The sequence below is a fragment of the Streptomyces sp. NPDC007863 genome, assembly GCF_040633895.1.
GTDB lineage: Bacteria > Actinomycetota > Actinomycetes > Streptomycetales > Streptomycetaceae > Streptomyces.
In genome coordinates this window covers 272,828-298,893 of record NZ_JBEYEI010000005.1, presented here as the reverse complement: position 1 = coordinate 298,893, position 26,066 = coordinate 272,828, and the positions used below count along the sequence as shown (strand labels likewise).

General features: G+C 74.2%; 29 protein-coding genes, 1 pseudogene and 1 riboswitch. Of the genes and pseudogenes, 17 read left to right on the top strand and 13 right to left on the bottom strand.

Going from position 1 to position 26,066, the window contains the following annotated elements:
- Position 1: 1 nt before the first annotated feature.
- On the bottom strand, positions 2-457 hold the full coding sequence (locus tag ABZ621_RS10600) for a hypothetical protein (RefSeq protein WP_360602793.1): 456 nt from the start codon (positions 455-457) through the stop codon (positions 2-4).
- Position 458: 1 nt separating this feature from the next.
- On the bottom strand, positions 459-911 hold the full coding sequence (locus ABZ621_RS10595; protein WP_360602791.1) for a hypothetical protein: 453 nt from the start codon (positions 909-911) through the stop codon (positions 459-461).
- 99 nt (positions 912-1,010) lie between these two features.
- Here ABZ621_RS10595 and ABZ621_RS10590 point away from each other — a divergent pair.
- The 4 genes and pseudogenes from ABZ621_RS10590 to ABZ621_RS10575 all read left to right on the top strand — a co-directional run.
- Positions 1,011-1,124 (top strand): annotated as a pseudogene (locus tag ABZ621_RS10590) (RidA family protein); the annotation flags it as partial.
- 78 nt (positions 1,125-1,202) lie between these two features.
- Positions 1,203-1,607, top strand: coding sequence for a hypothetical protein (locus tag ABZ621_RS10585; protein ID WP_360602789.1), 405 nt, complete (start codon positions 1,203-1,205; stop codon positions 1,605-1,607).
- A 93-nt stretch (positions 1,608-1,700) separates the two neighbouring features.
- Entirely contained in the window at positions 1,701-2,678 is a 978-nt protein-coding gene (locus tag ABZ621_RS10580) for an ATP-binding cassette domain-containing protein (RefSeq protein ID WP_360602787.1), read from the top strand.
- Positions 2,675-3,532, top strand: coding sequence for an ABC transporter permease (locus ABZ621_RS10575; RefSeq protein WP_360602785.1), 858 nt, complete (start codon positions 2,675-2,677; stop codon positions 3,530-3,532). Before ABZ621_RS10580 ends, ABZ621_RS10575 begins: the two co-directional genes overlap by 4 nt.
- Before the next feature lie 3 nt (positions 3,533-3,535).
- On the opposite strand, the gene ABZ621_RS10570 is transcribed toward ABZ621_RS10575, so the two are convergent.
- From ABZ621_RS10570 to ABZ621_RS10555, 4 genes are all read right to left on the bottom strand, one after another.
- Positions 3,536-3,907, bottom strand: a complete 372-nt coding sequence (locus ABZ621_RS10570) for a VOC family protein (protein WP_360602783.1) — start codon at positions 3,905-3,907, stop codon at positions 3,536-3,538.
- 94 nt (positions 3,908-4,001) lie between these two features.
- Complete coding sequence (locus ABZ621_RS10565) at positions 4,002-4,430, bottom strand: universal stress protein (protein WP_360602781.1); 429 nt, start codon at positions 4,428-4,430, stop codon at positions 4,002-4,004.
- A 66-nt stretch (positions 4,431-4,496) separates the two neighbouring features.
- Positions 4,497-5,123, bottom strand: a complete 627-nt coding sequence (locus ABZ621_RS10560) for an FMN reductase (protein ID WP_360602780.1) — start codon at positions 5,121-5,123, stop codon at positions 4,497-4,499.
- A gap of 4 nt (positions 5,124-5,127) precedes the next feature.
- Positions 5,128-6,207 carry an LLM class flavin-dependent oxidoreductase gene (locus ABZ621_RS10555; protein ID WP_360602778.1) on the bottom strand — a complete coding sequence of 360 codons (1,080 nt, stop codon included), beginning with the start codon at positions 6,205-6,207 and terminating at the stop codon, positions 5,128-5,130.
- A gap of 101 nt (positions 6,208-6,308) precedes the next feature.
- On the opposite strand from ABZ621_RS10555, the gene ABZ621_RS10550 reads away from it, so the two are divergent.
- From ABZ621_RS10550 to cobM, 3 genes are all read left to right on the top strand, one after another.
- The gene (locus tag ABZ621_RS10550) at positions 6,309-6,449 is read left to right on the top strand and encodes a DUF6126 family protein (protein ID WP_360602776.1); all 141 of its coding nucleotides are present in this window, start codon (positions 6,309-6,311) and stop codon (positions 6,447-6,449) included.
- Positions 6,450-6,532: 83 nt separating this feature from the next.
- Positions 6,533-7,759, top strand: a complete 1,227-nt coding sequence (cbiE, locus tag ABZ621_RS10545; RefSeq protein ID WP_360602774.1) for a precorrin-6y C5,15-methyltransferase (decarboxylating) subunit CbiE — start codon at positions 6,533-6,535, stop codon at positions 7,757-7,759.
- Positions 7,756-8,505, top strand: coding sequence for a precorrin-4 C(11)-methyltransferase (gene cobM, locus ABZ621_RS10540; RefSeq protein WP_360602772.1), 750 nt, complete (start codon positions 7,756-7,758; stop codon positions 8,503-8,505). Before cbiE ends, cobM begins: the two co-directional genes overlap by 4 nt.
- 63 nt (positions 8,506-8,568) lie before the next feature.
- On the opposite strand, the gene ABZ621_RS10535 is transcribed toward cobM, so the two are convergent.
- Positions 8,569-8,694 (bottom strand): hypothetical protein, encoded by a 126-nt coding sequence (locus tag ABZ621_RS10535; RefSeq protein ID WP_360602770.1) that lies wholly within the window; start codon positions 8,692-8,694, stop codon positions 8,569-8,571.
- Positions 8,695-8,764: 70 nt separating this feature from the next.
- Between ABZ621_RS10535 and ABZ621_RS10530 the strand changes: the two genes are divergently transcribed.
- Together ABZ621_RS10530 and ABZ621_RS10525 are read left to right on the top strand one after the other, a co-directional pair.
- The gene (locus tag ABZ621_RS10530) at positions 8,765-9,103 is read left to right on the top strand and encodes a transcriptional regulator (protein ID WP_360602768.1); all 339 of its coding nucleotides are present in this window, start codon (positions 8,765-8,767) and stop codon (positions 9,101-9,103) included.
- Complete coding sequence (locus ABZ621_RS10525; RefSeq protein WP_360602766.1) at positions 9,100-9,783, top strand: nucleotidyl transferase AbiEii/AbiGii toxin family protein; 684 nt, start codon at positions 9,100-9,102, stop codon at positions 9,781-9,783. Before ABZ621_RS10530 ends, ABZ621_RS10525 begins: the two co-directional genes overlap by 4 nt.
- 56 nt (positions 9,784-9,839) lie before the next feature.
- Here the strand turns inward: ABZ621_RS10525 and ABZ621_RS10520 are convergent, their stop codons facing one another.
- Positions 9,840-10,967, bottom strand: a complete 1,128-nt coding sequence (locus ABZ621_RS10520; RefSeq protein WP_360602764.1) for a cobalt-precorrin-5B (C(1))-methyltransferase — start codon at positions 10,965-10,967, stop codon at positions 9,840-9,842.
- Between the two features lie 12 nt (positions 10,968-10,979).
- On the opposite strand from ABZ621_RS10520, the gene ABZ621_RS10515 reads away from it, so the two are divergent.
- Both ABZ621_RS10515 and ABZ621_RS10510 read left to right on the top strand, forming a co-directional pair.
- On the top strand, positions 10,980-11,708 hold the full coding sequence (locus tag ABZ621_RS10515; RefSeq protein WP_360602762.1) for a cobalt-precorrin-6A reductase: 729 nt from the start codon (positions 10,980-10,982) through the stop codon (positions 11,706-11,708).
- 82 nt (positions 11,709-11,790) lie between these two features.
- Entirely contained in the window at positions 11,791-13,353 is a 1,563-nt protein-coding gene (locus tag ABZ621_RS10510; protein WP_360602760.1) for a serine hydrolase, read from the top strand.
- 44 nt (positions 13,354-13,397) lie between these two features.
- Here the strand turns inward: ABZ621_RS10510 and ABZ621_RS10505 are convergent, their stop codons facing one another.
- The 3 genes from ABZ621_RS10505 to ABZ621_RS10495 are packed head-to-tail and all read right to left on the bottom strand — an operon-like array spanning position 13,398 to position 16,866.
- Positions 13,398-14,882 (bottom strand): precorrin-2 C(20)-methyltransferase, encoded by a 1,485-nt coding sequence (locus tag ABZ621_RS10505; RefSeq protein ID WP_360603011.1) that lies wholly within the window; start codon positions 14,880-14,882, stop codon positions 13,398-13,400.
- A gap of 5 nt (positions 14,883-14,887) precedes the next feature.
- On the bottom strand, positions 14,888-15,523 hold the full coding sequence (locus tag ABZ621_RS10500) for a precorrin-8X methylmutase (RefSeq protein WP_360602758.1): 636 nt from the start codon (positions 15,521-15,523) through the stop codon (positions 14,888-14,890).
- 2 nt (positions 15,524-15,525) lie between these two features.
- A complete protein-coding gene (locus ABZ621_RS10495; RefSeq protein ID WP_360602756.1) occupies positions 15,526-16,866 on the bottom strand; it encodes a cobalamin biosynthesis protein CobG in 1,341 nt (446 codons plus the stop codon).
- Between the two features lie 91 nt (positions 16,867-16,957).
- Positions 16,958-17,093: riboswitch (cobalamin riboswitch) on the top strand.
- A gap of 39 nt (positions 17,094-17,132) precedes the next feature.
- On the opposite strand from ABZ621_RS10495, the gene cobN reads away from it, so the two are divergent.
- Positions 17,133-20,732, top strand: a complete 3,600-nt coding sequence (cobN, locus tag ABZ621_RS10490; protein WP_360602754.1) for a cobaltochelatase subunit CobN — start codon at positions 17,133-17,135, stop codon at positions 20,730-20,732.
- Between the two features lie 45 nt (positions 20,733-20,777).
- Here the strand turns inward: cobN and ABZ621_RS10485 are convergent, their stop codons facing one another.
- Positions 20,778-21,125: a DoxX family protein gene (locus ABZ621_RS10485; protein WP_360602752.1), complete on the bottom strand. Its 348-nt coding sequence runs from the start codon at positions 21,123-21,125 to the stop codon at positions 20,778-20,780.
- A 92-nt stretch (positions 21,126-21,217) separates the two neighbouring features.
- Here ABZ621_RS10485 and ABZ621_RS10480 point away from each other — a divergent pair, with 92 nt between their 5' ends.
- Entirely contained in the window at positions 21,218-21,658 is a 441-nt protein-coding gene (locus ABZ621_RS10480; RefSeq protein WP_360602750.1) for a MarR family transcriptional regulator, read from the top strand.
- 43 nt (positions 21,659-21,701) lie between these two features.
- On the opposite strand, the gene ABZ621_RS10475 is transcribed toward ABZ621_RS10480, so the two are convergent.
- Entirely contained in the window at positions 21,702-22,670 is a 969-nt protein-coding gene (locus ABZ621_RS10475; RefSeq protein ID WP_360602748.1) for a S8 family serine peptidase, read from the bottom strand.
- Positions 22,671-22,811: 141 nt separating this feature from the next.
- Here ABZ621_RS10475 and ABZ621_RS10470 point away from each other — a divergent pair, with 141 nt between their 5' ends.
- The 4 genes from ABZ621_RS10470 to ABZ621_RS10455 all read left to right on the top strand — a co-directional run bounded on the left by ABZ621_RS10470 (position 22,812) and on the right by ABZ621_RS10455 (position 26,005).
- Entirely contained in the window at positions 22,812-23,756 is a 945-nt protein-coding gene (locus ABZ621_RS10470) for a DUF1648 domain-containing protein (protein WP_360602746.1), read from the top strand.
- 2 nt (positions 23,757-23,758) lie between these two features.
- Positions 23,759-24,115 (top strand): GntR family transcriptional regulator, encoded by a 357-nt coding sequence (locus tag ABZ621_RS10465; RefSeq protein ID WP_360602744.1) that lies wholly within the window; start codon positions 23,759-23,761, stop codon positions 24,113-24,115.
- Positions 24,116-24,178: 63 nt separating this feature from the next.
- Positions 24,179-25,501 (top strand): hypothetical protein, encoded by a 1,323-nt coding sequence (locus ABZ621_RS10460; protein ID WP_360602742.1) that lies wholly within the window; start codon positions 24,179-24,181, stop codon positions 25,499-25,501.
- Positions 25,502-25,594: 93 nt separating this feature from the next.
- Entirely contained in the window at positions 25,595-26,005 is a 411-nt protein-coding gene (locus ABZ621_RS10455) for a VOC family protein (protein WP_360602740.1), read from the top strand.
- Positions 26,006-26,066: the final 61 nt, after the last annotated feature.

The following is a 26,066-nucleotide window of genomic DNA, read 5'->3' as shown; positions in this document are numbered from 1 at the left end:
GTCAGTGTCGCAGGGCCCGTTCGATCTCCGCGGTCGTCGGGCCGGTCAGGGTCCGATTGCTGCGCGCCGTACCGGACTTGGAGGCTCCGGCGGGGACGCCGTCGACGGTGAGGACGACGGTGTCGAGGAAGTTCCCGCCGGCGTCCCGGAAGGTGACCAGGACCGTGTAGTCGGCGGTCGTGTCCTTCGGGTTGGCGGCGGTGACGGTGGCGACCGTGCGGTCGCCGTCGACGGAGGTCGGGCCGGCGGTCACGTCGGCGGTGGCGTTCGCCCCGTCCTTGATCTCGTCCATCTTCCGCTGCGCCGCCGAGGCGACCGCGGAGCTCGCCGAGGAGACGATGTCCCCGGCGGTCTCCTTGGCCGCCTCGCAGCCGGTCGTGGCGCCCGCGACGGCGCCGGTCGCGGCGAGGGCGAGGAGCGCCGCCCCGAACCGCCGGGGCCGTCCGCGCGCGCCCATGTCAGTACCGCTCGTCGCGGCCGTACTGGTCGTCCGTGGCCAGGGCCCAGATCACGAAGACCGAGATGGCCATCGAGAAGAGCGCCCACCACGGCTGGTAGGGGATGAAGAGGAACTGGGCGAGGAGGTTGAGGGAGGCCAGGGAGATACCGGCGACCCGGCCCCACTCGGCGCCCTTGAGGATCCCGAAACCGGCGATCGCGACGATGATGCCGAGGATCAGGTGGATCCAGCCCCAGGTGGTGAGGTTGAACTTGAAGACGTAGTCGCCGACGCGGGCGTAGACGTCGTCCTCGGCGATCCCGGCGATGCCCTGGAAGACGTCCATGATGCCGGTGACCAGCATGAGGACACCGGCGAAGAGCGTTCCGCCGGAGGACCAGGCCTCCGAGGTGCTCGACCTCGGCGGTCGGGGGGCGGAGTCCGGTCGCGGGGGTGTGCTGTTCTGGCTCATGGGCCCATAGTGGGATCAATCCGAACATTTAGTCCTTCCGACTGCTCCGAACGGGTGGCCGGCGCGATGGGCCGCGCCGACCTCGCCGGGCGGCGCGAACTCGCCGCGCAGACCCTCAGCGGGGTCGCCTCCCTCGCCCTGCCCGGAATGCTCTTCGAGATCGACGCGGTGGCGGTCAGGCCCGCCGGCCGCGACGGGGCCGCCGGGCACTGACCCGACTTGCGGGGCGCCGACGGCGGGTGTGCCCTGGAGGGTGCAGCAGCAGGGGGGCGACACGAAGGAGCTCCTGCCATGGCCGCACACGCAGCGGTACCCGCACGGCGTTCCGTGGAGACGCACGGCGCCGTCATGCCCGCCGTCATCGGCATCCTCTACGGCCTCTGGGCCGCCACCGTCTCCCGGCACGGCGGGGCGCTCACCTGGGGCCAGCTCTGGCTCGGCATCGTCTCCGCGCTCGCCCTCGGCGGCGCCCTGTGGGCGCTGCGCACCTACGGGCGCGCCCTGCCGCGCGAGGCGCGCGCCGTGGCGTGGGCGGCGGTCACGGGCGGCGCCACCGGCTTCCTCTACAGCCTCTCCGGGGCGAGCGTGCTCTCGTCGAGCGGGCTCGGGCTCGCGGTCGGCATCGCCGTCGGCGCCGGCATGTTCTACCTCTTCTACACGCACGAGGACGCCACCGGTCACCCCGCGCCGTACTGACCGGCGGCCCGGCGTCTCCTCCCTCCTCCGGACTGCGCCCCCGCCCGTCCCGCAGCAGACTGGAGGGTGGGCTCGGGAGAGGGAGGCACCGGAATGGCCGCGACGAACGGCTTCGCCGTCGAGACCGAGGGCCTGGTGAAGGTCTTCGGGACCAACCGGGCCGTCGACGGCGTCGACCTGCGCGTCCCGGCCGGGACCGTGTACGGCCTGCTCGGGCCCAACGGCGCCGGGAAGACCACCGCCGTGAAGATGCTCGCCACGCTGCTCCGCCCGGACGCCGGGCACGCCCGCGTGTTCGGGCACGACGTCGTCGCCGAGGCCGACACCGTCCGCGGCCGGGTCAGCCTCACCGGCCAGTACGCCTCCGTCGACGAGGACCTCACCGGCACCGAGAACCTCGTCCTCCTCGCCCGCCTCCTGGGCCACGGCCGCCCCGCCGCCCGCGACCGCGCCGCCCAGCTGCTCGACGCCTTCGGCCTCGCCGAGGCCGCCGACCGGCAGGTCAAGAACTACTCGGGCGGCATGCGGCGCCGCATCGACATCGCCGCGTCCATCCTCAACACCCCGGACCTGTTCTTCCTCGACGAACCGACCACCGGCCTCGACCCGCGCAGCCGCAACCAGGTCTGGGACATCGTGCGGGCCGTCGTCGACCAGGGCACGACCGTCCTGCTCACCACCCAGTACCTCGACGAGGCCGACCAGCTCGCCTCCCGGATCGCCGTCATCGACCACGGCAAGGTGATCGCGGAGGGCACGAAGGGCGAGCTGAAGGCCTCGGTGGGCTCGGGCTCCGTCCACGTGCGGCTCCGGGACGCGGAGCAGCGGGCCCGGGCCGAGCGGGTCCTCACCACCGCCCTGAACGCCGCCGTCCAGCTCGATCCCGACCCGGTCGCCCTCACCGCCACCGTCAACGGCCACGGCACCGACCTCGGCGCCGCCGAACAGGCCGCGCGCGCCCTCGCCGAGCTGGCCCGCGCCGGGATCACCGTGGACAACTTCGCCCTGGGGCAGCCCAGCCTCGACGAGGTGTTCCTCGCCCTCACCGACCGGAAGGGGCCGGCCGCATGAGCACCGACACGACCACGCAGACCGGTCAGGGGGTGGAGTTCGCGGCGCCCCGCGCCGACGAACTCGCCGCCCTGCTCCTCGCGAAGGACCGGCCCGCCCGGCCCGGGGCGCTCTCCGCGTCGCTCACCTTCGGCTGGCGGGCCATGCTGAAGATCAAGCACGTGCCGGAGCAGCTGTTCGACGTGACGGCGTTCCCGATCATGATGGTGCTGATGTACACGTACCTCTTCGGGGGCGCGCTCGCCGGGTCCGCCTCGGCGTACATCCAGTTCCTGCTGCCCGGCATCCTCGTGATGTCGGTCGTGATGATCACGATGTACACCGGCGTCTCGGTCAACACGGACATCGAGAAGGGCGTCTTCGACCGCTTCCGCACCCTGCCGATCTGGCGGCCGGCGCCGATGGTCGGCTATCTCCTCGGCGACGTCGTGCGCTATCTGATCGCCTCCGCCGTGATGCTGAGCGTCGGCCTCGTCATCGGCTACCGGCCCGGCGGCGGGGTGATGGGCGTGCTGCTCGGGGTGGCGCTGCTGCTGGTCTTCTCGTTCGCCTTCTCGTGGATCTGGACCATGTTCGGACTGCTGCTGCGCAGCGAGAAGTCCGTCATGGGCGTCAGCATGATGGTGATCTTCCCGCTGACCTTCCTCTCCAACGTCTTCGTCGACCCGAAGACCATGCCGGGCTGGCTCCAGGCCTTCGTGAACAACAGCCCGGTGACGCACCTGGCGACGGCCGTACGGGAGTTGATGGCCGGGAACTGGCCGGCGGCGGACATCGCCTGGTCGCTGGGGTGGTCGGCGCTCTTCGTCGCGGTGTTCGGCGCGGTGACGATGCGGCTCTACAACCGCAAGTGAGGCCTATCGGCCGCGGGGCGTCTTCTGCTGGACCGCCCAGCGGTTGCCGTCCGGGTCCGTGAAGTACACGAACGAACCCCACGGCTGGTCGTCGATCTCGCCGGCGTCGACGCCGCGCGCGGTGAGGTCGGCGTGGGCGCGCTCGATGTCGTCGACGACGACCTGCAGGTTGTCGAGGGAGCCCGGGGCCATCCCGGTGATGCCCTTCCCGAAGGCGATCGAGCAGGCCGAGCCGGGTGGGGTCATCTGCACGAAGCGGATGTCCTCGCTGACGGTGACGTCGTGGTCCGGGTGGAAGCCGACGCGCTCGTAGAAGGCCTTGGCACGGTCGATGTCGGTGACGGGCACCCCGACCAGTTCGAGTCTGATCTCCATGAGAGGCATCCTCCACCGCCCGGCCCCGCCCCGCCTGTCGGGCGGCCGTGCCCGCCGCCCCGTGACGGAGCGGCGGCGGCACGCGCGGCGGGGGTCAGGTGCCCCGGACCACGACGACCGGGCAGGGGGCGTGCTGGGTGACGTTGGTGGAGACGGAGCCCAGGACCGCGGCCTTGAAGCCGCTGTGGCCGCGGTCCCCCACGACCAGCAGCTCCGCCCCCGCCGCCTGGTCGATCAGCGCCTGCGCCGGGTTGCCGGAGACGACCGTGCGGGTCGTCGCCGCCGCCTGCTCCGGCGCGAGCGCCTCCGCGAGGGACTGGTCGAGGATCTGCTTGGCGAGCCGCTCGGGGTCGAACTCCGGCGGTACGCCCGGCATCAGCGTCGCCCAGGACGCCGGGTACTCCCAGCTGATCACCGCGTGGAGCGTGTCCCCGGTGAGGGCGGCCTGCGCGGCCGCCCACTTCAGCGCCTTCAGGGACGGGCCCGAGCCGTCCACGCCCACCACGATCCTGCCGCCGGCCATCGCCGACCTCCGTTCGTCGTCGGGAGAGTCCACAAGTGTCGAACTCTCACCAACGTAACAAACCGGTCAGTCGAGCCTCAGGTCCGCCAGCTGCTTCTCGAAGGGGACGAACTCCTCGCCGGCCGCGGGGCGGGCGGCCGCCGCCGTCGCCACCAGGTCCGCGAACTCCTCGCCCGCCCGGGTGATCCGGTGCGGCAGCCCCTCGGTGTACGCGTCGCCGCCCGTGCCCCAGTCCTCGGAGGCCGCGTAGACGGCGGTGGAGGAGATCCGGGCGCGCAGGTAGGCGAAGAGGGGCCGGAGCGCGTGGTCGAGGACCAGGCTGTGCCGGGCGGTGCCGCCGGTCGCGCCGAGGAGGACCGGCGTACCGGTGAGGGCCGCCGGGTCGAGCAGGTCGAAGAAGGACTTGAACAGGCCGCTGTAGGAGGCGGTGAAGACGGGGGTGACCGCGATGACGCCGTCCGCGCCGGTCACCTTGGAGAGGGCTTCCCGGAGCGCCTCCGACGGGAAGCCCGTCACGAGGTTCTTCGCGATGTCCAGCGCCAGGTCGCGGAGTTCGATCACCTCGGCCTCGACGGCGTACTCCTGCTCGGCGAGCCGGTAGCGGGCGGCCTGGACGAGGCGGTCGGCGAGGAGCCGGGTGGAGGAGGGGCTGCTCAGGCCGGCGGAGACGGCGACGAGCTTCAGCGTCTGCATGGCGTCAGACCTCCTGGGCGGCGAGGACGGCGGGGTGGAGCGGGGCGGTGGCCGGGACGCCGGCCGGGCGGAGGTTCGCGAACTCCTTGCGGAGGACGGGGACGACCTCCTCGCCGAGGATGTCGAGCTGTTCCAGGACCGTCTTCAGCGGCAGTCCGGCGTGGTCGACGAGGAAGAGCTGGCGCTGGTAGTCGCCGACGTACTCGCGGAAGGAGAGGGTGCGCTCGACGACCTCCTGCGGGGAGCCGACGGTCAGCGGGGTCTGGCTGCTGAACTCCTCCAGGGAGGGTCCGTGGCCGTAGACCGGCGCGTTGTCGAAGTACGGGCGGAACTCCCGTACCGCGTCCTGCGAGTTCTTCCGCATGAAGACCTGGCCGCCGAGGCCGACGATCGCCTGCTCCTCGGTGCCGTGGCCGTAGTGCGCGTACCGCTGCCGGTAGAGGCGGACCATCTTCTCGGTGTGCTGCTTGGGCCAGAAGATGTGGTTGGCGAAGAAGCCGTCGCCGTAGTACGCCGCCTGCTCGGCGATCTCCGGGGAGCGGATGGAGCCGTGCCAGACGAACGGCGGGACGCCGTCGAGCGGGCGCGGGGTGGACGTGAAGCCCTGGAGCGCGCTGCGGAACTTGCCCTCCCAGTCGACCACGTCCTCCCTCCACAGCTTGTGGAGGAGCGCGTAGTTCTCGATGGCGAGCGGGATGCCCTGGCGGATGTCCTGCCCGAACCACGGGTAGACCGGGCCGGTGTTGCCGCGGCCCATCATCAGGTCCACGCGGCCGTCGGCGAGGTGCTGGAGGGTCGCGTAGTCCTCGGCGATCTTCACCGGGTCGTTGGTGGTGATGAGCGTCGTGGACGTGGAGAGGATCAGGTTCTCCGTGCGGGCCGCGATGTGCCCGAGGAGGGTGGTGGGGGAGGACGGGACGAACGGCGGGTTGTGGTGCTCGCCGGTCGCGAAGACGTCGAGCCCGACCTCCTCGGCCTTGAGCGCGATGGCGACCGTGTTCTTGATGCGCTCGTGCTCGGTGGGGGTGCGGCCGGTGGTGGGGTCGGTCGTCACGTCGCCGACGGTGAAGATCCCGAACTGCATCGTGGTCACCTCTCGCGTTCCGAATTAGTAGTTGAAGCTTAAATCATCTCGTCCAACGGTGCCACCCTCCGTCCTATTCCACGGCCCGTACCCTGGACGGCATGACCGAGAAGACGCGCGACGACGAGAGCTGGAAGGAGCGGGGCGTGATGCTCCGCGTCTTCGTCTACGTCTTCGCCACCCACGCCTTCGCCGGCTTCGTCTGGCTCCTCTTCTACGTGGGGCAGAACGCCCAGAAGTGAGGCCCGCCCCCGCCCGGGGGCACGGGGGTACGTGAGGGCCGCCACGTGCCGCCCGCCCGCACCCCTCCCGTAGAGTCGCCGACGTGAACGGTGCGATATCGGTCGTCGGAATCGGCGCGGACGGCTGGGACGGACTCCCCGAGAGCTCCCGCCGCCCCCTGCGCGCCGCCGAGGTGCTCATCGGCGGGCCCCGCCAGCTCGACCTCCTCCCCGCCGCCGACTGCCCCGGCGAGCGGATCCCCTGGCCCTCCCCGCTCCGCCCCGCCGTCCCCGGACTGCTCGCCGCCCACGAGGGCCGCGCCATCGCCGTCCTCGCCAGCGGCGACCCCTCCTTCCACGGCATCGCCCGCACCCTCGCCGAGACCGCCGGCGACCGGGACCTCGACATCCACCCCCACCCGTCCTCCGTCTCCTACGCCTGCGCCCGGCTCGGCTGGCCGCTGGAGGCCGTCGAGACGCTCTCGCTCGTCGCGCGGCCCCTCGACGCCCTACGCGCCGCGCTCCACCCCGGGCGCCGGCTCCTCCTCCTCGGCGAGGGCCCCGAGACCCCGGCACGGGTCGCGGCGCTGCTCCGCGAGGCCGGCTGGGGCGGCACCCGGATCCGTGTCCTCGAACAGCTCGGCGGCCCCGCCGAACGGCTCCTCGACGCCACCGCCGCCGACTGGCCGCACGCCCGCACCGGCGCCCTCCACGTCCTCGCCCTCGACTGCGTCCGCGACCCCGGCACCCTGCGCCTCGGCGCCGCCCCCGGCCTGCCCGACGAGGCGTACGAGCACGACGGGCAGCTCACCAAGCGGTACGTCCGCGCCGCCACGCTCGCCGCGCTCGCGCCCGCCCCCGGCGAACTCCTCTGGGACGTCGGCGGCGGCTCCGGCTCCATCGGCATCGAGTGGATGCGGACCCACCGCGACTGCCGGGCGATCGCCGTCGAGCGCGCGCCCGAACGGGCCGCCCGCATCACCCGCAACGCCGCCGCCCTCGGCGTACCCGCCCTCCGCGTGGTCACCGGCCCGGCGCCCGCCGCGCTCGCCGGCCTGCCCGCCCCGCACGCCGTCTTCATCGGCGGCGGGCTCACCGTCCCCGGCCTGCTCGACGCCTGCTGGGACGCGCTCCCCGCCGGCGGCCGGCTCGTCGCCAACACCGTGACGCTCGAATCCGAGGCGCTGCTCGCCGACCGCCACCGCCGCCACGGCGGCGAACTCGTCCGGCTCGCGGTCTCCGCCGCCGTGCCCGTCGGCGGTTTCACCGGCTGGCGCACCGCGATGCCCGTCACGCAATGGTCCGTAACGAAGGGTTCTCCAGAGGCATGACCGTCTACTTCATCGGCGCGGGCCCCGGCGCCGCCGACCTCATCACCGTGCGCGGCGCCCGCACCCTCGCGGCCTGCGGGGTCTGCCTCTACGCCGGCTCCCTCGTCCCCGCCGAACTGCTCGCCGAGTGCCCGCCCGGCGCGAAGCTCGTCGACACGGCGAAGATGCACCTCGACGAGATCGTCGCCGAGATCACCGCCGCCCACGAGGCCGGCCAGGACGTGGCCCGGCTGCACTCCGGCGACCCGTCCGTCTTCTCCGCCATGGCCGAGCAGATGCGCCGGCTCGACGCGGCCGGCATCCCCTACGAGGTCGTGCCCGGCGTCCCGGCCTTCGCCGCCGCCGCGGCCGCCCTCAAGCGGGAGCTGACCGTCCCCACGGTCGGCCAGACGGTCATCCTCACCCGCATCGCCCAGCAGGCCACCCCCATGCCGGAGGGCGAGGACCTCGCCACCCTCGGCCGCAGCGGCGCCCTGCTCGTCCTCCACCTCGGCGCCCGCTACGCCGACCGGATCGTCTCCGAGCTGATCCCCCACTACGGCGCCGACTGCCCGGCCGCCGTCGTCGCCATGGCCAGCCGCCCCGACGAGCTCGTCCTGCGCGGCACCCTGGAGTCCATCGCGGGCCAGGTGAAGGAGGCCGGCATCACCAAGACGGCCGTCATCCTCGTCGGCCGCACGCTCGCCGCCTCGGAGTTCCGCGACAGCCACCTCTACGACCCGGCCCGCGACCGCCACACCTGCTGACACACCCGCTGACACACCCGGAGGCCGGACCCGTACCGGCCCGGCCTCCGTCACCGCCACGGCTCAGGCGTTGGGCCGCTTGCCGTGGTTCGCCTTCTTCTTCTTGCGGGCCCGCTTCTTGTTGCCGCGCTTCGCCATCGGACTCCCTCTCTCGCGGGGTTGCGTCGTGGCCAGCGTAGGGGCGGGCACCCCGCGCCGCATCCGGTCCGCGCGGCGGAAGTTTCCCCCGGGACGCCCGGGGAGGGGGATAATCGGCGGCATGGCACACGAGACGGCGACCGTCTCCGAGGTACGGCGCGAACGGTACGCACGGCGGCTCCCCACCGACCTGTCCGCCCTCCGGGGCCCCGGCGGGGGACGGGTCCGGCTCCCCCTGCACCTGGCGTGGTCGGGGCTGACCGAGTACGACCTCGACCGGCCCCGGCTGCGGATGAGCTGCTACCGCACCGTCCTCGCCGAAGGCGGCCACGACGACCTCGTCCGCCACCTCAACCGCGACCTGCTCGTCGAGATGTGGCCCGTCCTGCGCACCCTCGTCAGCAAGGACCTGCGCGTCATCTGGGAGAGCGCCTTCCGCGAGCTGACCCCCTCCGGATGAAACTCACCGGGCTCCACCGCCGCCTCCTCGACGACGTCCTGCGCGCGGGCACCGAGTACCCGCTCGTCCTGACCGGCGGCTACGCCGTCCAGGCGCACGGGCTGGTGGACCGGCTGAGCCAGGACCTCGACGTCGCCACCGAGAACCCCCGGCCGATGGCGGAGATCGTCGCCCACCTGCGGTCCGAACTGGAGGCGCGGGGGTGGCGGGTGCGGACGGTGGAGACCGACCCGCTCTCCGCCCGCCTGATCGTCACCGACGCCGGCACCGGCGAGGCGTGCGAGGTGGACGTCCTCAAGGAAGTGCTGTGCGGCCCGCCCGAACGCCGCGAGTTCGGCCTCCTCCTCTCCCTGCGCGACGTCGTCGGCACCAAGGTGCGCGCGCTCGCCGACCGGGGCATGGCCCGCGACCTGATCGACGTCCACGCCGCGGCCGAACGCGGCTGGAGCCCCGAGGAACTGGAGGAACTCGGCAGGCAGCACGCTCGCGACGGCTTCGACCTCGAAGAACTCCAGGCGAAGCTGGCCGGGGCGGAGTGGATCGACGACGAGGAGTTCGCCGCCCACGGCCTCGACGAGGAGCGGATCCGGGAACTCCGCGGCTGGGCCCAGCGCTGGGCCGACGACATCGGCGAACGCCTCCTCGAAGGCACGGCCCCGGAGGACGACGACCCCCTCTGACCCGGCGGGACGAGCCGTCGGCAGCCGTCCCCGGATCCTCGGCGTGCCCGGCCCGGCTACCGCGTGCCCGGCCCCGCCACCTCCGAGCGGCCCACCACGGCGCCCGCGCGGTCGATGCAGATCACGTCGACGGCGACCGGGGCGCCGCGGAGGACCGCGAGGGCCTCGTCGCGGGCGCGGGCGGCGACGCGGTCGCCGAGGGGGACGCCGGCCGCCTCGCAGAGGCGGAGGGCGGCCAGGCCCGTGTTGGCGTCGGCGACCTCCGCCGCCAGGGCCTCGGACGCGCCGGCCGCGCGGGCCAGGTCCGCCAGGAAGCCCTTGTCGACCTGGGAGCGGGCCGAGTGGAGGTCCAGATGGCCGGCGGCCAGCTTGGAAAGCTTCGCGAAGCCGCCGCAGACCGTGAGGCGGTCGACGGGGTGCCGGCGGACGTACTTCAGGACGGCGCCGGCGAAGTCGCCCATGTCGAGGAGGGCGATCTCCGGCAGGTCGTACAGCTCCGTCACCGTGCGCTCCGAGGTGGAGCCCGTACAGCCGGCGACGTGCGTGAGGCCGCCCGCGCGGGCCACGTCGACGCCCCGGCGGATGGAGTCGATCCAGGCCGAGCACGAGTACGGGACGACGACGCCGGTGGTGCCGAGGACCGACAGGCCGCCGAGGATGCCGATGCGCGGGTTCCAGGTGGAGCGGGCGATCTCGGCGCCGTCGTCGATCGAGATCGTGATCTCGACGTCCCCGGGGGCGCCGTGCGCCGCCGCCACCTCCGCCACGTGCTCCCGCATCAGCCGGCGCGGCACCGGGTTGATCGCCGGTTCGCCGACCTCCAGCGGCAGGCCCGGCAGGGTGACCGTGCCGACGCCCTCGCCCGCCCGGAAGACGACGCCGGAGCCCGGCGGCAGGAGCCGTACCGTCGAGCGGACCACCGCGCCGTGCGTGACGTCCGGGTCGTCGCCCGCGTCCTTCACCACCGCCGCCATCGCCGCGTCCGCCGTCAGCGACTCCGCCGTGAGCGCGAAGGACGGCGTCTGGCCCTTCGGCAGGGTGATCGTCACCGGGTCCGGGAAGTCGCCGGTGAGCAGCGCCGTGTACGCGGCGGTCGTCGCGGCCGTCGCGCACGCGCCGGTCGTCCAGCCGGGCCGCAGACCGGTGTGCTTGAGTTGGGCCTCGCGCCCGCCGCCGGTACTCACGAAGAGGCTCCTATGCACGTACTCATTCTCGGAGGGACGACCGAGGCCCGCGTCCTGGCCGGGCTGCTGGACGGCCGGGGGACGCGGGTGACCAGCTCCCTCGCCGGGCGGGTCGCGGCGCCCCGGCTGCCGGCCGGCGAGGTGCGGATCGGCGGCTTCGGCGGCGCCGAGGGGCTGGCGGAATGGGTGCGGGAGCACGCCGTGGACGCGGTCATCGACGCCACCCATCCCTTCGCCGAGCGGATCAGCTTCAACGCGGCCCGGGCGGCCGCCACCGCCCATGTTCCCCTGCTGGCGCTGCGCCGCCCCGGGTGGGTCCCGGGGGACGGCGACGACTGGCACGACGTGGCGTCCCTGGAGGAGGCGGCCCGCGCTCTCGACGGCTTCCGGAGGGTGTTCCTGACCACCGGCCGGATGGGGCTCGCCGCCTTCGCCGACCGCCCCGAGTGGTTCCTCGTGCGGTCCGTGGACGCGCCCGACGCGCCGATGCCCGCACGGACCGAGGTCCTGCTCGACCGGGGGCCGTTCACCCTGGACGGGGAAAGGGAGTTGATGGCCCGTCACCGGATCGACGTGCTCGTCACGAAGGACTCCGGCGGCGCCGCCACCGCCCCCAAGCTCACCGCCGCCCGCGAGGCGGGCGTCCCGGTCGTCGTCGTCCGCCGGCCGCCGGTCCCGGAGGGCGTACCGACGGCGGCGGACCCGGAGCGGGCGGCGGAGTGGGTGCGGGGTCAGGGCTGACGTCCGCCCGGCGCGCGACGGACGCCCCGGCCCGGCGCCCGGTCGCCGCGACAGACATGCCCGCCCGGCGTTCAATGGAGGGGTGGCTACCGTTCGCTGGCTTGTCGCGACGGGGCTCGTGACGCTGCTCGGCGTCACCGGGCTCGCCCCGTCCCCCACGCCGACCCCAGCGCCCACCCCTCCCCCGGCGCAGCCTCCTCCCGAACTGGACGAGGCGGACGTCCGGCGGGCCGTCGACCGCCTCGACGGGGTGGTCGAGTCCGCGATGGAACGCACCGGCGTGCCGGGCGTCGCCGTCGCCGTCGTCCACGACGGGAAGGTGCTGCACCTGAAGGGCTACGGGGTGCGGAAGGCGGGCGAGAGCGCCGCCGTCGACGCCGACACCGTCTTCCAGCTGGCGTCCGTCTCCAAGCCGATCGCCTCGACCGTCGTCTCCGGCGCCGTCGGCGTCGACGGCTGGTCGCAGCCGGTCGACCCGCACCTGCCGCGGTTCGCGCTGAAGGACCCCTGGGTGACCGGACACGTCACCGTCGCCGACCTGTTCGCGCACCGCAGCGGCCTGCCCGACCACGCCGGCGACCTGCTCGAAGACCTCGGCTACGACCGCGAGTACATCCTGTCCCACCTGCGGTACGAGCCGCTGACGCCGTTCCGCGCGAGCTACGCCTACACCAACTTCGGTCTGACGGCGGCCGCGCAGGCCGTCGCCACCGAGAAGGAGGTGTCGTGGGAGGAGCTCGCCGAGAACGTCCTCTACGAGCCGGCCGGCATGGACGCGACCAGCTCCCGCTTCGAGGACTTCGAGAAGGCGGCCGACCGGGCCTGGGGCCACGTGAAGACGGGCGGCGAGTGGAAGCCGGAGTTCGTCCGCGACCCCGACGCCCAGTCCCCGGCCGGCGGCGTCAGCTCCACCGCCCGCGACATGTCCGTCTGGCTCCGCCTCCAGCTCGCGAACGGCGAGCTCGACGGCAAGCGGATCATCGACGCCGAGGCCCTGGAGCGCACCCACTGGCCGGAGGCCGTCTCCTCCCCGCCCCGCGCCCCCGCCGCCCGCACCGGCTTCTACGGCCTGGGCTGGAACGTGAGTTACGACGACGCCGGCCGGCTGCGCCTCTCCCACACCGGCGCCTTCGCCCAGGGCGCGCACACCAACGTGACGATGCTGCCCGGCGAGGAGCTCGGCATCGTCGTCCTCACCAACGGCTCCCCGGTCGGCGTCGCCGACGCCGTCGCCCTCGACTTCTTCGACCTCGCGGAGACCGGAAAGGTCAGCCGGGACTGGATCCCGCTGGTCGACGCGGTCTACCAGCAGCAGGCGGAGGAGGGCCGGTCGGACACCGACTTCGCCGACCCGCCCGCGAGCGCGGCCCCCGCGAAGGACGCCGACATGTACACGGGCACGTACCGCAGCGACTACTACGGGCGGGCCGAGGTCGTGGCCGCCGACGACGGCACCCTGACCCTCCGCCTCGGCCCGGAGCCGCAGGAGTACCGCCTCGCCCACTACGACGGCGACGTCTTCAGCTTCGAGACGCGCGGCGAGAACGCCGTCGGCCGCACCGGCGTCGCCTTCGCCGGGGACGGGAAGTCCTTCACCGTCGAGTACCTCGACCGCGAAGGACTCGGCACCTTCACCCGCGAGTAGCGGCGCCTCCCGTCAGCCGTACCGTCCGTCAGCCGAACCGTCCGTCAGCCGTACCGCCTCGGGGTCCACGCGATCGTGCGGCCGTCGCCGCGTTCGGCCGCGCGGGTCTGCGAGGAGCCGATCAGGAGCAGGGTGCGCATGTCGACCTCGGACGGGTCCAGGGTCTTCAGGGTGAGGACGCGGACGGACTGCTCCGGGCCGCCGACGTCGCGGGCGACGACGACGGGGGTGTCGGGGGAGCGGAGTTCCAGGAGGAGGTCGCGGGCGGCGGCCACCTGGTGGGTGCGGGACCTGGAGCCGGGGTTGTAGAGGGCCAGGACCAGGTCGGCCTCGGCGGCGGCGCGGAGGCGGGCCGCGATGACGTCCCACGGCTTGAGTCGGTCGGAGAGGGAGATCGTGGCGTAGTCGTGGCCCAGGGGGGCGCCGGCCGCCGCGGCGGCGGCGTTGGCGGCGGTCACGCCGGGGAGGACCCGGACGGGCACGTCCGCGTAGGCCGGCTCGCAGGCGACCTCCAGGACGGCCGTCGCCATGGCGAAGACACCGGGGTCGCCGCCGGAGACGACCGCGACCCGGTGGCCGCGGCGGGCCAGGTCGAGGGCGAACTCGGCGCGCTCCGACTCGACCTTGTTGTCGGAGCCGTGCCGGATCTGGCCGGGGCGCAGGACCGGCACCCGGTCCAGGTAGGTGGTGTAGCCGACGAGCACGTCGGCGTTGACGAGCGCGCCGCGCGACTCGGGGGTCAGCCAGGGGGCGCCGGCCGGACCGGTGCCGACGACCGTGACCTCGCCCGTCTCCCGGACGGGGTTCTCCCGGTCGATGCGGGAGGGCAGCACGGCGACCGAGAAGTACGGGACCGTCGACGGGTCCACGTCCGCCAGCGGCTCCGTCCGCTCGCCCGCCATGAACGCCCGCTCCACGTAGCGCGCGTCCTCCAGGCGGCCGGCCCGCTCCAGGGCGCGGCGCACGGTGGGGAAGGTGCGGCCGAGCTTCATGACGACCGCGGAGTCGGTGCCCGCGAGGCGGGCCGCCAGCTCGTCCTCCGGCAGGGTGCCGGGGATGATCGTGAGGACCTCCTCGGCCTCGCACAGCGGCTCGCCGAGCCGGGCGGCGGCGGCGCTGACGGAGGTGACGCCGGGGATGACGGTGGTGTCGTACCGGTCCGCGAGCCGCTTGTGCATGTGCTGGTAGGAGCCGTAGAACAGCGGGTCGCCCTCGGCGAGGACGGCGACCGTGCGGCCCGCGTCGAGGTGGGCGGCGAGCCGGTCCGCGGCCTCCTCGTAGAAGTCGTCGAGCGCGCCCCGGTAGCCGCCGGGGTGGTCGGTGGTCTCCACGGTGAGCGGGTACATGAGCCGCTCCTCGATGTGGTCCTCGCGCAGGTGGCCGGCGGCGATGGAGCGGGCTATCGAGCGGCCGTGGCGGGCCGAGTGGTAGGCGATGACATCGGCCTCGGCGATCGCCTTCACGGCGGCGAGGGTGAGCAGCTCCGGGTCGCCGGGGCCGAGGCCGACCCCGTACAGCTTGCCCTTCACAACGGTCACTGCTGGATCTCCGGTTCGTGCGCGAGGGCGTTGAGGGCGGCGGCGGTGATGGCGCTGCCGCCGCGCCGGCCGCGGACCACCAGGTGGTCGAGGCCGAGCTCGTTGGCGGCGAGGGCGTCCTTGGACTCGGCGGCGCCGATGAAGCCGACGGGGATGCCGAGGACGGCGGCCGGCTTCGGCGCGCCGTTCGCGATCATCTCCAGGAGGTGGAAGAGCGCGGTGGGGGCGTTGCCGATGGCGACGACGGAGCCTTCGAGGCGGTCCCGCCACAGTTCGAGGGCGGCGGCCGAGCGGGTGGTGCCGAGCTCGGCGGCGAGCGCGGGCACGGCCGGGTCGGAGAGCGCGCACAGCACCTCGTTGTCGGCGGGCAGCCGCTTGCGGGTGACGCCGGAGGCGACCATCTGCGCGTCGCAGAGGATGGGGGCGCCCGCCCGGAGCGCGGCGCGGGCGCTCGCGACGACCCCGGGGGAGTACGCGACGTCCCGGACGAGGTCCGTCATGCCGCAGGCGTGGATCATGCGGACGACGACCGTGGCGAGGTCGTCGGGCAGCCCGCCGAGGTCGGCCTCGGCGCGGATCGTGGCGAAGGAGCGGCGGTAGATCTCGGCGCCGTCCTTCTCGTACTCGTACATCCTCAGCTCTCCATCGGTGTCGTACGGGCCGCCGCGACGGCTTCGGCCAGGGCGGTACGGGGGACGGGGACGCCGTCCAGCAGATAGGTGTCGGGGCCGAGGGCGGTGACCTCGATCCGGGTGCCGTGCGGATGCCCGCAGCGGCGCGCGCAGCCGGAGTAGTGCACGGGCAGCGGCCCGCCGGGCGCGCGCGCCGCGTCCGCCCGCACGTCGGCGAGGGACTTGGCGCAGCCGGACGTGCCGGTGCAGGCGGTGACGCCGGTGCGGGGGTCGGCCGGGCCGGTGACCAGGCCGTGCGCGGCGAGGGCGGGGAGCAGGTCCGGGGACGGGCCCGCCACGACGACCCCGCGCCACGGGGTGAGCCGCACCTCGTCCGCGCCCGCGCCGAGCGCCCGCAGCTGCCCGGCGGTCAGCCGGCCGAGGGGGGCGAGGACGTGCAGGGCGTGGTCGCCGAGCGGACCGGGTGCGGGCGGGAGCGCCGCCGGGGGAGGAGAGAAGGAGGGTACGGGCTCCGCGGTGATCGCCGCGCGGGCCAGGGCGCCGGCCCACTCCGGGAGCTGTCCGGCCGGGAGCTCGCGCGGCCGCCAGGCCCCGGTCCCGGCGGCCTCGGCGGCGTCCAGGAAGGCGAGGGCGCAGGTCAGGGCGGCGCGGGCGGCGGTTTCGGCGGGGGCGCCGGCGTCGGCGGTGGCGCCGGTGGCCGTTCCGGCACCGGGCGCGGGACCGGTGGCCGGTTCGGTACCGGCCGCGGCGGCGCCGGCCGCTTTGGGCGCGGGCGCCGGCAGGCGGAAGGTCTCCGTGCCCGCCGTCAGGAACGCGGCGCCGTCCGGTGCTGCGATCAAGGTCACATCGCCGCCGAGCCCCGCGACGTCGCCGCGGCCGTCGTCGAGGGCGAAGAGGAAGCGGCCGGAGAGGGCCGCCGCGCGGGGCTCCGCGCAGAGCGCGGCGTCCAGGGCGCGGGCCCACAACTGCACGTCGCCGTGGCCGAGTCCGTCGAGTCCGGCGGCCGGGGAGGCCACGATGTTGCGGACCCGCTCGTGGGTGGGGGAGGGCAGCAGGCCCGCGTCGGCGAGGAGCGCGGCGAGACCGGCGCCGCAGCCGTCGCGCAGGCCGCGCAGCTCGGCGTTGCCGCGCGAGGTGACGGAGAGGCTGCCGTCGCCCAGCGACTCCGCCGCGTCGGCCAGGACCATGACCTGACGTGACGTCAATCGCCCGGCGGGCAGACGGAGTCGGGCGAGGAGCCCGTCGGCGGCGGCGTGCAGCCGGAGCGCCCCCGGGCACGCGTCGTCACGGTCCCTCGTCGGCGCTTCGCCCGGTTCGGGCGAGGGGGGCGGGGTCGGCGGCATGGCGGCGAGCATACCCACGGGGAACCGGACGGCCACCGAGTGTGATCCGGCCGACTCTCCGGTCCCCTCCGGCCCGCCGACGCCACGCCTTACTATGCAGATCGGCATGGGGTCCCAGGGCCCCGGGGAGGAAGCCCGGTGAGAATCCGGCGCGGTCCCGCCACTGTGAGCCCGTACCGGCCGTCGGTACGGGTGAGTCAGGAACTCCCCGCCGACCCACGACCACCCGGGGCGCGGACAACCCCGAGGAAGGCCTGAGCCTCGCCATGCTCCTGCTGCTGTCGCACTCCGACACCGACCTGCTCAGCGCCCGCGCGGCCGGAGGGCCGGTGGAGTACCGCTTCGCCAACCCCTCCCGCCTGCCGCTCGGCGACCTCCCGGGCCTCCTCGACGGCGCCGAGCTCGTCGTCGTCCGCCTCCTCGGCGGCGTCCGCTCCTGGGAGGAGGGGCTCGACGCGATCCTCGCCACCGGGAAGCCGGTCGTCGTCCTCAGCGGCGAACAGGCCCCCGACGCCCAGCTGATGGCCGCCTCCACGGTGCCGGTCGGCGTCGCCACCGAGGCGCACGCCTACCTCGCGCACGGCGGCCCCGCCAACCTGGAGCAGCTGGCCCGCTTCCTCTCCGACACCGTCCTCCTCACCGGTCACGGCTTCGAGGCCCCGGCCGCCGCCCCCACCTGGGGCCCGCTGGAGCGCACCGCCCGCGTCACCGAGGGCCCGACGGTCGCCGTGCTCTACTACCGCGCCCACCACATGAGCGGGAACACCGCCTTCGTCGGCGCCCTCTGCGACGCGATCGAGGACGCCGGGGCCCGCGCGCTCCCGCTGTACGTGGCCTCGCTGCGGGCCCCCGAGGAGGAGCTGCTCGCCGAGCTCCGCGGGGCCGACGCGATCGTCACCACCGTCCTCGCCGCCGGCGGCACCAAGCCGGCCGCCGCGCAGGCCGGCGGCGACGAGGAGGCCTGGGACGCGGGCGCGCTCGCCGCGCTCGACGTGCCCGTCCTCCAGGCGCTGTGCCTGACCGGCTCGCGGGCGAACTGGGAGGAGAACGACGAGGGCCTGTCGCCGCTGGACGCGGCCAGCCAGGTCGCCGTCCCCGAGTTCGACGGCCGGCTCATCACCGTCCCGTTCTCCTTCAAGGAGATCGACGCCGACGGCCTGCCCGCGTACGTCGCCGACGCCGAGCGCGCCGCCCGCGTCGCCGGCATCGCCGTCCGCCACGCCCGCCTCCGGCACATCCCGAACCCGGAGAAGCGGCTGGCGCTGGTCCTCTCCGCGTACCCGACCAAGCACTCCCGCATCGGCAACGCCGTCGGCCTCGCCACCCCCGCCTCCGCCGTCGCCCTGCTGCGCCGGCTGATCGAGGAGGGGTACGACTTCGGGCCCGAGGCCGACCTCCCCGGCCTGGTCTCCGGCGACGGCGACGAGCTGATCCACGCCCTCATCGAGGCCGGCGGCCACGACCAGGACTGGCTCACCGAGGAGCAGCTGGCGAAGAACCCGGTCCGCATCCCGGCCGCCGACTACAAGCGCTGGTACGCCGAACTCCCGGCCGAGCTGCGCGAGCGGGTCGAGGAGCACTGGGGCCCCGCGCCCGGCGAGATGTTCCTCGACCGGTCCCGGAACCCGGAGGGCGACATCGTCCTCGCCGCCCTGCGCCGCGGGAACCTGCTGGTCCTCATCCAGCCGCCGCGCGGCTTCGGCGAGAACCCGATCGCGATCTACCACGACCCCGACCTGCCGCCCTCCCACCACTACCTGGCCGCCTACCGCTGGATCGCGGCGCGCGCGCAGGACGGCGGCTTCGGCGCCGACGCGATGGTCCACCTCGGCAAGCACGGCAACCTGGAGTGGCTGCCGGGCAAGAACGCCGGCCTGTCCGCCGCCTGCGGCCCCGACGCGGCCCTCGGCGACCTGCCGCTGGTCTACCCCTTCCTCGTCAACGACCCGGGCGAGGGCACCCAGGCCAAGCGCCGCGTCCACGCCACCCTCGTCGACCACCTCGTGCCGCCGATGGCCCGCGCCGACTCGTACGGCGACATCGCGCGCCTGGAGCAGCTCCTCGACGAGTACGCGCAGATCTCCTCCATGGACCCGGCGAAGCTCCCGGCGATCCGCGCCCAGATCTGGACCCTCATCCAGGCCGCCAAGCTCGACCACGACCTCGGCCTCCAGGAGCGCCCCGAGGACGACGGCTTCGACGACTTCCTGCTGCACGTCGACGGCTGGCTGTGCGAGGTCAAGGACGCCCAGATCCGCGACGGCCTGCACGTCCTCGGCGGCGCGCCCACCGGCCCCGAGCGGGTCAACCTCGTCCTCTCCATCCTCCGCGCCCGCCAGATCTGGGGCGGCACGCAGGCGCTGCCCGGTCTGCGCGAGGCGCTCGGCCTGGACGAGGGCGCCGCGACCCGCACCACCGCCGACGAGGCGGAGGCGAAGGCCCGCGAGCTGGTCGAGGCGATGGAGGCCGCCGGCTGGTCCGTGGACGTGGTCCCGGCGGTCGCCGCCGCGTACGGCCCCGAGGTCCACGACGTGCTCCGCTTCGCCTGCGAGCAGGTCGTGCCGCGCCTCGCCGCCACCACCGACGAGCTGACGCACGCCGTGCACGCCCTGAACGGCGGCTTCGTGCCCGCCGGCCCGTCCGGCTCGCCGCTGCGCGGCCTGGTCAACGTGCTGCCGACCGGCCGGAACTTCTACTCCGTCGACCCGAAGGCCGTGCCGTCCCGGCTCGCCTGGGAGACCGGCCAGGCGCTCGCGGACTCGCTGCTGACCCGCTACCGCGAGGACAACGGCGAGTGGCCGACCTCGGTGGGCCTCTCCCTGTGGGGGACGAGCGCGATGCGCACCGCCGGCGACGACGTCGCCGAGGCGCTGGCGCTGCTGGGCGTCCGCCCGCTGTGGGACGAGGCCTCGCGCCGCGTCAACGGCCTGGAGCCGATCCCCCTGGAGGAGCTGGGCCGTCCGCGCGTCGACGTCACGCTGCGCATCTCCGGCTTCTTCCGGGACGCGTTCCCGCACGTCATCGGCCTCCTCGACGACGCCGTCCGGCTGGTCGCGGGCCTGGACGAGCCGGCCTCGGAGAACTACGTCCGCGCCCACGCCCAGGCCGACCTCGCCGAGCACGGCGACGAGCGCCGCGCCACCACCCGCATCTTCGGCTCGCGGCCGGGCACGTACGGCGCGGGCATCCTGCAGCTGATCGACTCGCGGGACTGGCGCACCGACGCGGACCTCGCCGAGGTCTACACGGTGTGGGGCGGGTACGCGTACGGGCGCGGGCTCGAAGGCCGGCCGGCGCGCGCGGAGATGGAGACCGCGTACAAGCGGATCGCCGTCGCCGCGAAGAACACGGACACCCGCGAGCACGACATCGCCGACTCGGACGACTACTTCCAGTACCACGGCGGCATGGTGGCGACCGTCCGCGCGCTGCGGGGCACGGCCCCCGAGGCGTACATCGGCGACTCGACCCGCCCGGAGACCGTCCGTACGCGCACCCTGGTCGAGGAGACCTCCCGGGTCTTCCGGGCCCGCGTGGTCAACCCGCGCTGGATCGAGGCGATGCGGCGCCACGGCTACAAGGGCGCCTTCGAGCTGGCGGCGACCGTCGACTACCTCTTCGGCTACGACGCCACGACCGGTGTCGTCGCCGACTGGATGTACGACAAGCTCACCCAGGAGTACGTCCTCGACGAGACCAACCAGGCCTTCCTCAAGGAGGCCAACCCCTGGGCCCTGCACGGCATCGCCGAACGCCTCCTGGAGGCGGAGTCGCGCGGCATGTGGGAGAAGCCGGACCCGGAGACGCTGGCCGCGCTGCGCCAGGTCTTCCTGGAGACGGAAGGCGACCTGGAGGACGGCGCCTAGCCTTCCCGGCACCCCGCCGTTCCGTCGTGGGACGGCGGGGTCCGCTCAGGCGCTGGCCACGCGGAGGCCGAGGGCGACGGCCGGGAGGACCGCCAGGACGAGGGCCGGCGCGAGGGCGTAGTCCTTCACGCGGACGTGGGCGACGACCGCGCCGATGAAGTAGAGGACCAGGCCGACCGCCGCGGCCTCGCCGAGCACCGGGATCACCAGGCCCGCGAGCAGTCCCAGCGCCCCGGCCACCTTCGCCGTGCCCAGCCACGGCAGCCAGCCGTCCGGTACGCCCACCTTCGTCATGCTTCCCACGACCGAGGGGTTGCGGGTGAAGGTCGCGACGGCGGAGCCGGTCATGGCGAGCGCGAGCAGGACGGCGAGGACGACGTAACCGATGAACATGGGGACGCTCCGACGATTTAGGGACAGGAATCGTTGAAGCGTAACAACGATTTATCTCGCTCCACAATGTCGTTGTTGTTACGGTGGACGTCATGGCAGCCCTCCCGACCGACCGGCTCGGTTTCCTCCTCTCCTTCCGCGGGGAGCTCACCGGCGCCCGCATCCGCTCCGCCCTGGGCGTCGCCGGGCTGCACCCGCGCAACGCGATGACCCTCATGCAGCTCGCCCCCGCGCCCATGAGCCAGCGCGACCTGGCCGCCGCCATGGAGGTCGACCCCAGCCAACTGGTCGCGATCCTGAACGAGTTGGAGGCGGCGGGCCTCGCCGAGCGGCGCCGCGACCCGGCGGACCGGCGCCGTCACATCGTCGAGATCACCCCGGCCGGCGCGGCCGTCCTCGACCGCGTCGACCAGGCCGTCACCGAGGCCGAGCGCGAACTCTTCGCCGACCTCACCGAAGCCGAACGGACCCTGCTCCGCGGCCTCCTGGACCGCGTCGTCGTCGACCCGGCCAGTCACGACTGCGGCGCGTAGGAAGGGTTCGGCGCGGCGGGGGCCCCGGGCCCCCGCGCCGGGGTCAGCTCTTGTCGGCCGCTGCCTTCACGGCGGCGGCCGCGTCCACGTTCCCCAGGCCCAGCTTCGGGTTCTGCGCCGGGTTCCGCGCCGTGTCGCGGATGGCCGTCATGATCTCGGTCGGGCTCAGGCCCTGCTGGTGCAGGAGCGCGGCCACGGCGGAGACGTACGGCGAGGCCATCGAGGTGCCGGAGAGCCTGCCGTACCCCGTCGTGTTCTTCAGGGTCTCCTTGGCCGTGTACGTCGGCAGGGTCGAGAGGATGTCGACCCCGGGCGCCGCCACCGCGTTCTGCGCGCCGAAGTTGGTGAACTCGGCCGGCTGCCCGCTTTGGTCGGCGGCGTTGACGACGAGGACCGGCGTCGTCAGCTCGTACGGCTGGAGCAGGGTCGCATCGTTGCCGGCGGCGGCCACCACCACCGCGCCCTTGCCGTTCGCGACCGAGATCGCGTCGTTGAGGACGCCGCCCTTGAGCAGCCGGGCCATCAGGCCGGACTCGCCGAGGGAGAGGTTGATGACGTCGGCGCCGTGCTGCGCGGCCCAGACGATCCCCTTGGTGATGTTCGCGTCGCTGCCGCTGCCGTCCGCGCCCAGCACCCGTACCGGCATGATCTTGGCCCCGGGCGCGCCGCCCGCGATGCCGATGCCGTTGTCGGTGTGGGCGGCGGCGATGCCGGCGACGTGGGTGCCGTGGCCGTTGAGGTCCTTCGGGTCGTCGTCGCCGTCCACGAAGTCGTAGCCGTCGACGAGCCGCCCCTTGAGGTCGGGGTGGCTCGGGTCGACGCCGGTGTCCACGACGGCGATGACGGTGTCGTCGCCCTGGTCCGTGCCCCAGGCGTCCGGGAGTTTCAGCGAGTCGAGCGCCCACTGCTGGTTCCGCAGCGGGTCGGGCTCCTCGTCGCTCCCGCAGCCGGTGGCGAACGCGGCGGTGAGGACGGCCAGGGCGGTGAGGACGACGGCGGACCGACGGCGCATGAAATCTCCCCATTCGACGGCTTACGTCAGTATCTGAGCCAGTCAACTACCGGCCGTGCGCCGCCGCATCCGGAGGCCGGGGCCCGCCTTTCCCATGGGAAACTCGACTTGTTCTAGTAGAGTACAAACAAAGGAGGTCCCATGACCGACGTCCCGCTCCGGCTCCGACTGCTCGCCGCGCTCCCCTTCGTGCTCGCCGCCGCCGCGTACCTGCTGCTCTTCGCGCTCTGGTCCGCCCGGCTCCCCGACCGCCTCGCCACCCACTTCTCCCCCGGCGGGGAGGCCGACGGCTTCACCGGCCGGAGCGCCTTCGCCGCCGTCGGCGCCGGGCTGCTGCTCACGCTCGGCGCCGGCTGGACCGTGTTCGTCCGGCGGAACGCGCTGTGGGGCGCCTGGCTGACCGCGGGCCTCACCGGCACCCTGCTCGGCCTCGTCGTCCACGACAACCTCGACGCGGCCGACCCCGCCGCCGTCACCTCCCCGCTCTCCCACCTCGCCGTCGCGGCCGCCGCCGGCGCCCTCCTCGGCCTCGCCGGCCACGCCCTCTCCCGGCTCGTCCCGCCCGAGGAGCACGACGCGGCCGGCGCGGAGCCGGAGCCGGGCGCGCCCCGGCTCGACCTCGGCGCCGGGGAGGTCGCCGGCTGGTCCCGGGCCACCGCCTCCGCCCCGCTCACCGCCCTCGGCCTGCTCTTCCTCGCCGCGGGCGCCGTCGCCGCCCTCCTCGGCCCGTGGCCGCTGCTCCTCGTCGCGCTCGCCGTCGGCGTGCCCGGGCTCGCCCTCGCCCGGGTCCGCGTCCACGCCGACCGGCACGGCCTCACCGTCCGCTCCACGCTCACCCCCCGGCCCCGCGTCCACGTGCCGCTCGCCGACATCACCGCCGCCGACGTCCGCGACGTCGACGCCCTGCGCGAGTTCGGCGGCTGGGGCTACCGGGTCCGCGCCCACCGCTCCGGTGTGCTCCTGCGCTCCGGCGAGGCCCTCGTGGTCCGGCGCGGGAACGGCCGCGAGTTCGCCGTCACCGTGCCCGACGCGCGGACCGCCGCCGCCCTCCTCAACACCCTCGTCGAACGACGTGGAAGGCTCTGACCGTGCTCTTCCGCGTCGACCCCGCCTCCGCCGTCCCGCTCGGCGACCAGATCGCCGGCTGCGTCCGCGGCGCCCTCGCCGACGGCACCGCCGCCCCCGGGGAGCGGCTCCCCGCCGCCCGCGAACTCGCCGACTCCCTCGGCGTCAACGTCCACACCGTCCTCCGCGGCTACCAGCGGCTCCGCGAGGAGGGCCTCATCGAACTCCGCCGGGGCCGCGGCGCCCTCATCGTCCCCGGCGCCACCGCCCCCGACCGCGCCCGGCTCGTCACCCGGCTCCGCGAGGCCGCCGCCGAGGCCCGCGAGCTGGGCCTCACCGAGGCGGAGTTCCTCGACCTGGCCCGTACCAGCCTGGAGTAGTCCGCTCACCCGTTCGGCGCCGCCCGGTGGGCCGGGGCGGCGGCCCGGCCCCAGGGTGGGCCCATGGGAACACCGGACGGCGTGAGCGGCGACGACGAACTCACCAGGCTGCGGGCCCGGGTGGCCGCCCTGGAGGCCACCTCGGGGCAGGGCGCGCCGAAGCGCGAGCACCACCGGCTGCGCTCCTTCTTCTCCGCGCTCCTCGTGGTCATCGGCTGCGTCCTCGTGCCGCTGGGCCTGGTGGCCGCCTGGACGGCCGACCTCCTGGGCGACACCGACCGCTACGTGCAGACGGTGACCCCGCTCGCCTCCGACCCGGACGTCCAGGCGGCCGTGGCGAACCGGGTCACCGGGGCCGTCATGGAGCACATCGACCTCCCGGCGCTCCTCGAAGGCGTCGCCCCCGACGAGCGGCCCCTGGCGGAGAAGGCGCTCGGGAAGCTCGGCGACTCCCTGGAGAGCGCGGTCTCCAGCTTCGTCCACGACCGCGCGCAGGACGTCGTCGCCTCCCCGGCCTTCGAGACCATCTGGACCGACGCCAACCGCGCCATCCACACCTCCCTCGACCGGGCCCTGACGGGCGACCAGGAGGGGGCCGTGAAGATCCAGACCGACACGGTGACGATCGACCTGGCCCCCGTCATCGAGCGGGTCAAGGAGCGCCTGGTCGACTCCGGGCTCACCGTCGCCGGCAAGATCCCCGAGATCCACACGGACTTCACGGTCCTCAGGTCCGACGACATCGGCAAGGCGAAGACCGGCTTCGCGCTGCTCCAGACCATGGGAGTGTGGCTGCCGGTCATCGCGGTGCTGCTGGTGGCGGGCGGCGTGCTGCTCGCGGTCCGCAGGCGCCGGGCACTGGTCGCCGCGGCCCTCGGCTTCGCCTTCGCGGCCCTCGTCCTCGGGATCGCGCTCACCGTCTTCCGCACGGTCTACCTGAACGCGCTGCCCTCTTCCGTCTCCCCGGCCGCCGCCGGCTCCGTCTACGACACCCTGATCCGCTTCCTGCGCACCTCGGTCCGGGTGTGCGTGGTCCTCGGCGTGCTCGTCGCGCTGGCCGCCTGGCTGTCCGGCCCCAGCCGCCCGGCCGTCCTGGCGCGCGGCCTGTGGCACTCGGGCATCGCGGCGACCCGCTCCACGGCCGACCGGGCGGGCATGCGGCTCGGCCCGGTCGGCGGCTTCGTCCGCCGCTTCCACACCTGGATCGTGTGGATCCTGGTCGGCGGCGCGGCCCTCGCCTTCGTCCTGTGGCCGCACCCGACGGGCTGGGTCGTGTTCGGCCTGGCGCTCGCGCTGCTCTTCGCGCTGGCGGTGACGGACTTCCTGGCGGACGAGGACGGGGCCGAGGCCGGAACCGGGGAACCGGAGCACGCCGACACCGCGTAGCCCCCGACACCGCGTAGCCCCCGACACGGTCAGGATCCGACACGGTCAGGATCCGAGAAGCGCGCACCGGGGCCGCGAACTACCGTCGGCCGTATGGACATCACCATCCACACCACCGCCCTCCCGCACGAGGACCCCGAGGCGTCCGTCGCCTTCTTCCGCGACGTCCTCGGATTCGAGGTCCGCAGCGACGTCGGCCAGGGGAAGATGCGCTGGATCACCGTCGGCCCCGTCGGACAGCCCGGCACCTCGATCCTCCTCGCGCCGCCGGCCGTCGACCCGGGGATCACGGAGGAGGAGCGCCGCACCATCACGGAGATGATGGCGAAGGGCACGTACGGCTGGATCCTCCTCGCCACCCCCGACCTCGACGCCGTCTTCGCGAAGGTCTCCGCCGGCGACACCGAGGTCGTGCAGGAGCCGACCGAGCAGCCCTACGGCGTCCGCGACTGCGCCTTCCGCGACCCGGCGGGCAACCTGATCCGCATTCAGGAACTCCGCTGATGTGCCGCCCCGGCTGGGCCCGGGCCCGCACCGAGGCGCTACGGCTCCGGGAACGGGAGGA

Coding starts and splice junctions, on each gene's coding strand:
- ABZ621_RS10600 (WP_360602793.1), bottom strand. CDS start 457: ATGGGCGCGCGCGGACGGCCCCGGCGGTTCGGGGCGGCGCTCCTCGCC.
- ABZ621_RS10595 (WP_360602791.1), bottom strand. CDS start 911: ATGAGCCAGAACAGCACACCCCCGCGACCGGACTCCGCCCCCCGACCG.
- ABZ621_RS10585 (WP_360602789.1), top strand. CDS start 1,203: ATGGCCGCACACGCAGCGGTACCCGCACGGCGTTCCGTGGAGACGCAC.
- ABZ621_RS10580 (WP_360602787.1), top strand. CDS start 1,701: ATGGCCGCGACGAACGGCTTCGCCGTCGAGACCGAGGGCCTGGTGAAG.
- ABZ621_RS10575 (WP_360602785.1), top strand. CDS start 2,675: ATGAGCACCGACACGACCACGCAGACCGGTCAGGGGGTGGAGTTCGCG.
- ABZ621_RS10570 (WP_360602783.1), bottom strand. CDS start 3,907: ATGGAGATCAGACTCGAACTGGTCGGGGTGCCCGTCACCGACATCGAC.
- ABZ621_RS10565 (WP_360602781.1), bottom strand. CDS start 4,430: ATGGCCGGCGGCAGGATCGTGGTGGGCGTGGACGGCTCGGGCCCGTCC.
- ABZ621_RS10560 (WP_360602780.1), bottom strand. CDS start 5,123: ATGCAGACGCTGAAGCTCGTCGCCGTCTCCGCCGGCCTGAGCAGCCCC.
- ABZ621_RS10555 (WP_360602778.1), bottom strand. CDS start 6,207: ATGCAGTTCGGGATCTTCACCGTCGGCGACGTGACGACCGACCCCACC.
- ABZ621_RS10550 (WP_360602776.1), top strand. CDS start 6,309: ATGACCGAGAAGACGCGCGACGACGAGAGCTGGAAGGAGCGGGGCGTG.
- cobM (WP_360602772.1), top strand. CDS start 7,756: ATGACCGTCTACTTCATCGGCGCGGGCCCCGGCGCCGCCGACCTCATC.
- ABZ621_RS10530 (WP_360602768.1), top strand. CDS start 8,765: ATGGCACACGAGACGGCGACCGTCTCCGAGGTACGGCGCGAACGGTAC.
- ABZ621_RS10525 (WP_360602766.1), top strand. CDS start 9,100: ATGAAACTCACCGGGCTCCACCGCCGCCTCCTCGACGACGTCCTGCGC.
- ABZ621_RS10515 (WP_360602762.1), top strand. CDS start 10,980: ATGCACGTACTCATTCTCGGAGGGACGACCGAGGCCCGCGTCCTGGCC.
- ABZ621_RS10500 (WP_360602758.1), bottom strand. CDS start 15,523: ATGTACGAGTACGAGAAGGACGGCGCCGAGATCTACCGCCGCTCCTTC.
- ABZ621_RS10495 (WP_360602756.1), bottom strand. CDS start 16,866: ATGCCGCCGACCCCGCCCCCCTCGCCCGAACCGGGCGAAGCGCCGACG.
- cobN (WP_360602754.1), top strand. CDS start 17,133: ATGCTCCTGCTGCTGTCGCACTCCGACACCGACCTGCTCAGCGCCCGC.
- ABZ621_RS10485 (WP_360602752.1), bottom strand. CDS start 21,125: ATGTTCATCGGTTACGTCGTCCTCGCCGTCCTGCTCGCGCTCGCCATG.
- ABZ621_RS10480 (WP_360602750.1), top strand. CDS start 21,218: ATGGCAGCCCTCCCGACCGACCGGCTCGGTTTCCTCCTCTCCTTCCGC.
- ABZ621_RS10475 (WP_360602748.1), bottom strand. CDS start 22,670: ATGCGCCGTCGGTCCGCCGTCGTCCTCACCGCCCTGGCCGTCCTCACC.
- ABZ621_RS10470 (WP_360602746.1), top strand. CDS start 22,812: ATGACCGACGTCCCGCTCCGGCTCCGACTGCTCGCCGCGCTCCCCTTC.
- ABZ621_RS10460 (WP_360602742.1), top strand. CDS start 24,179: ATGGGAACACCGGACGGCGTGAGCGGCGACGACGAACTCACCAGGCTG.
- ABZ621_RS10455 (WP_360602740.1), top strand. CDS start 25,595: ATGGACATCACCATCCACACCACCGCCCTCCCGCACGAGGACCCCGAG.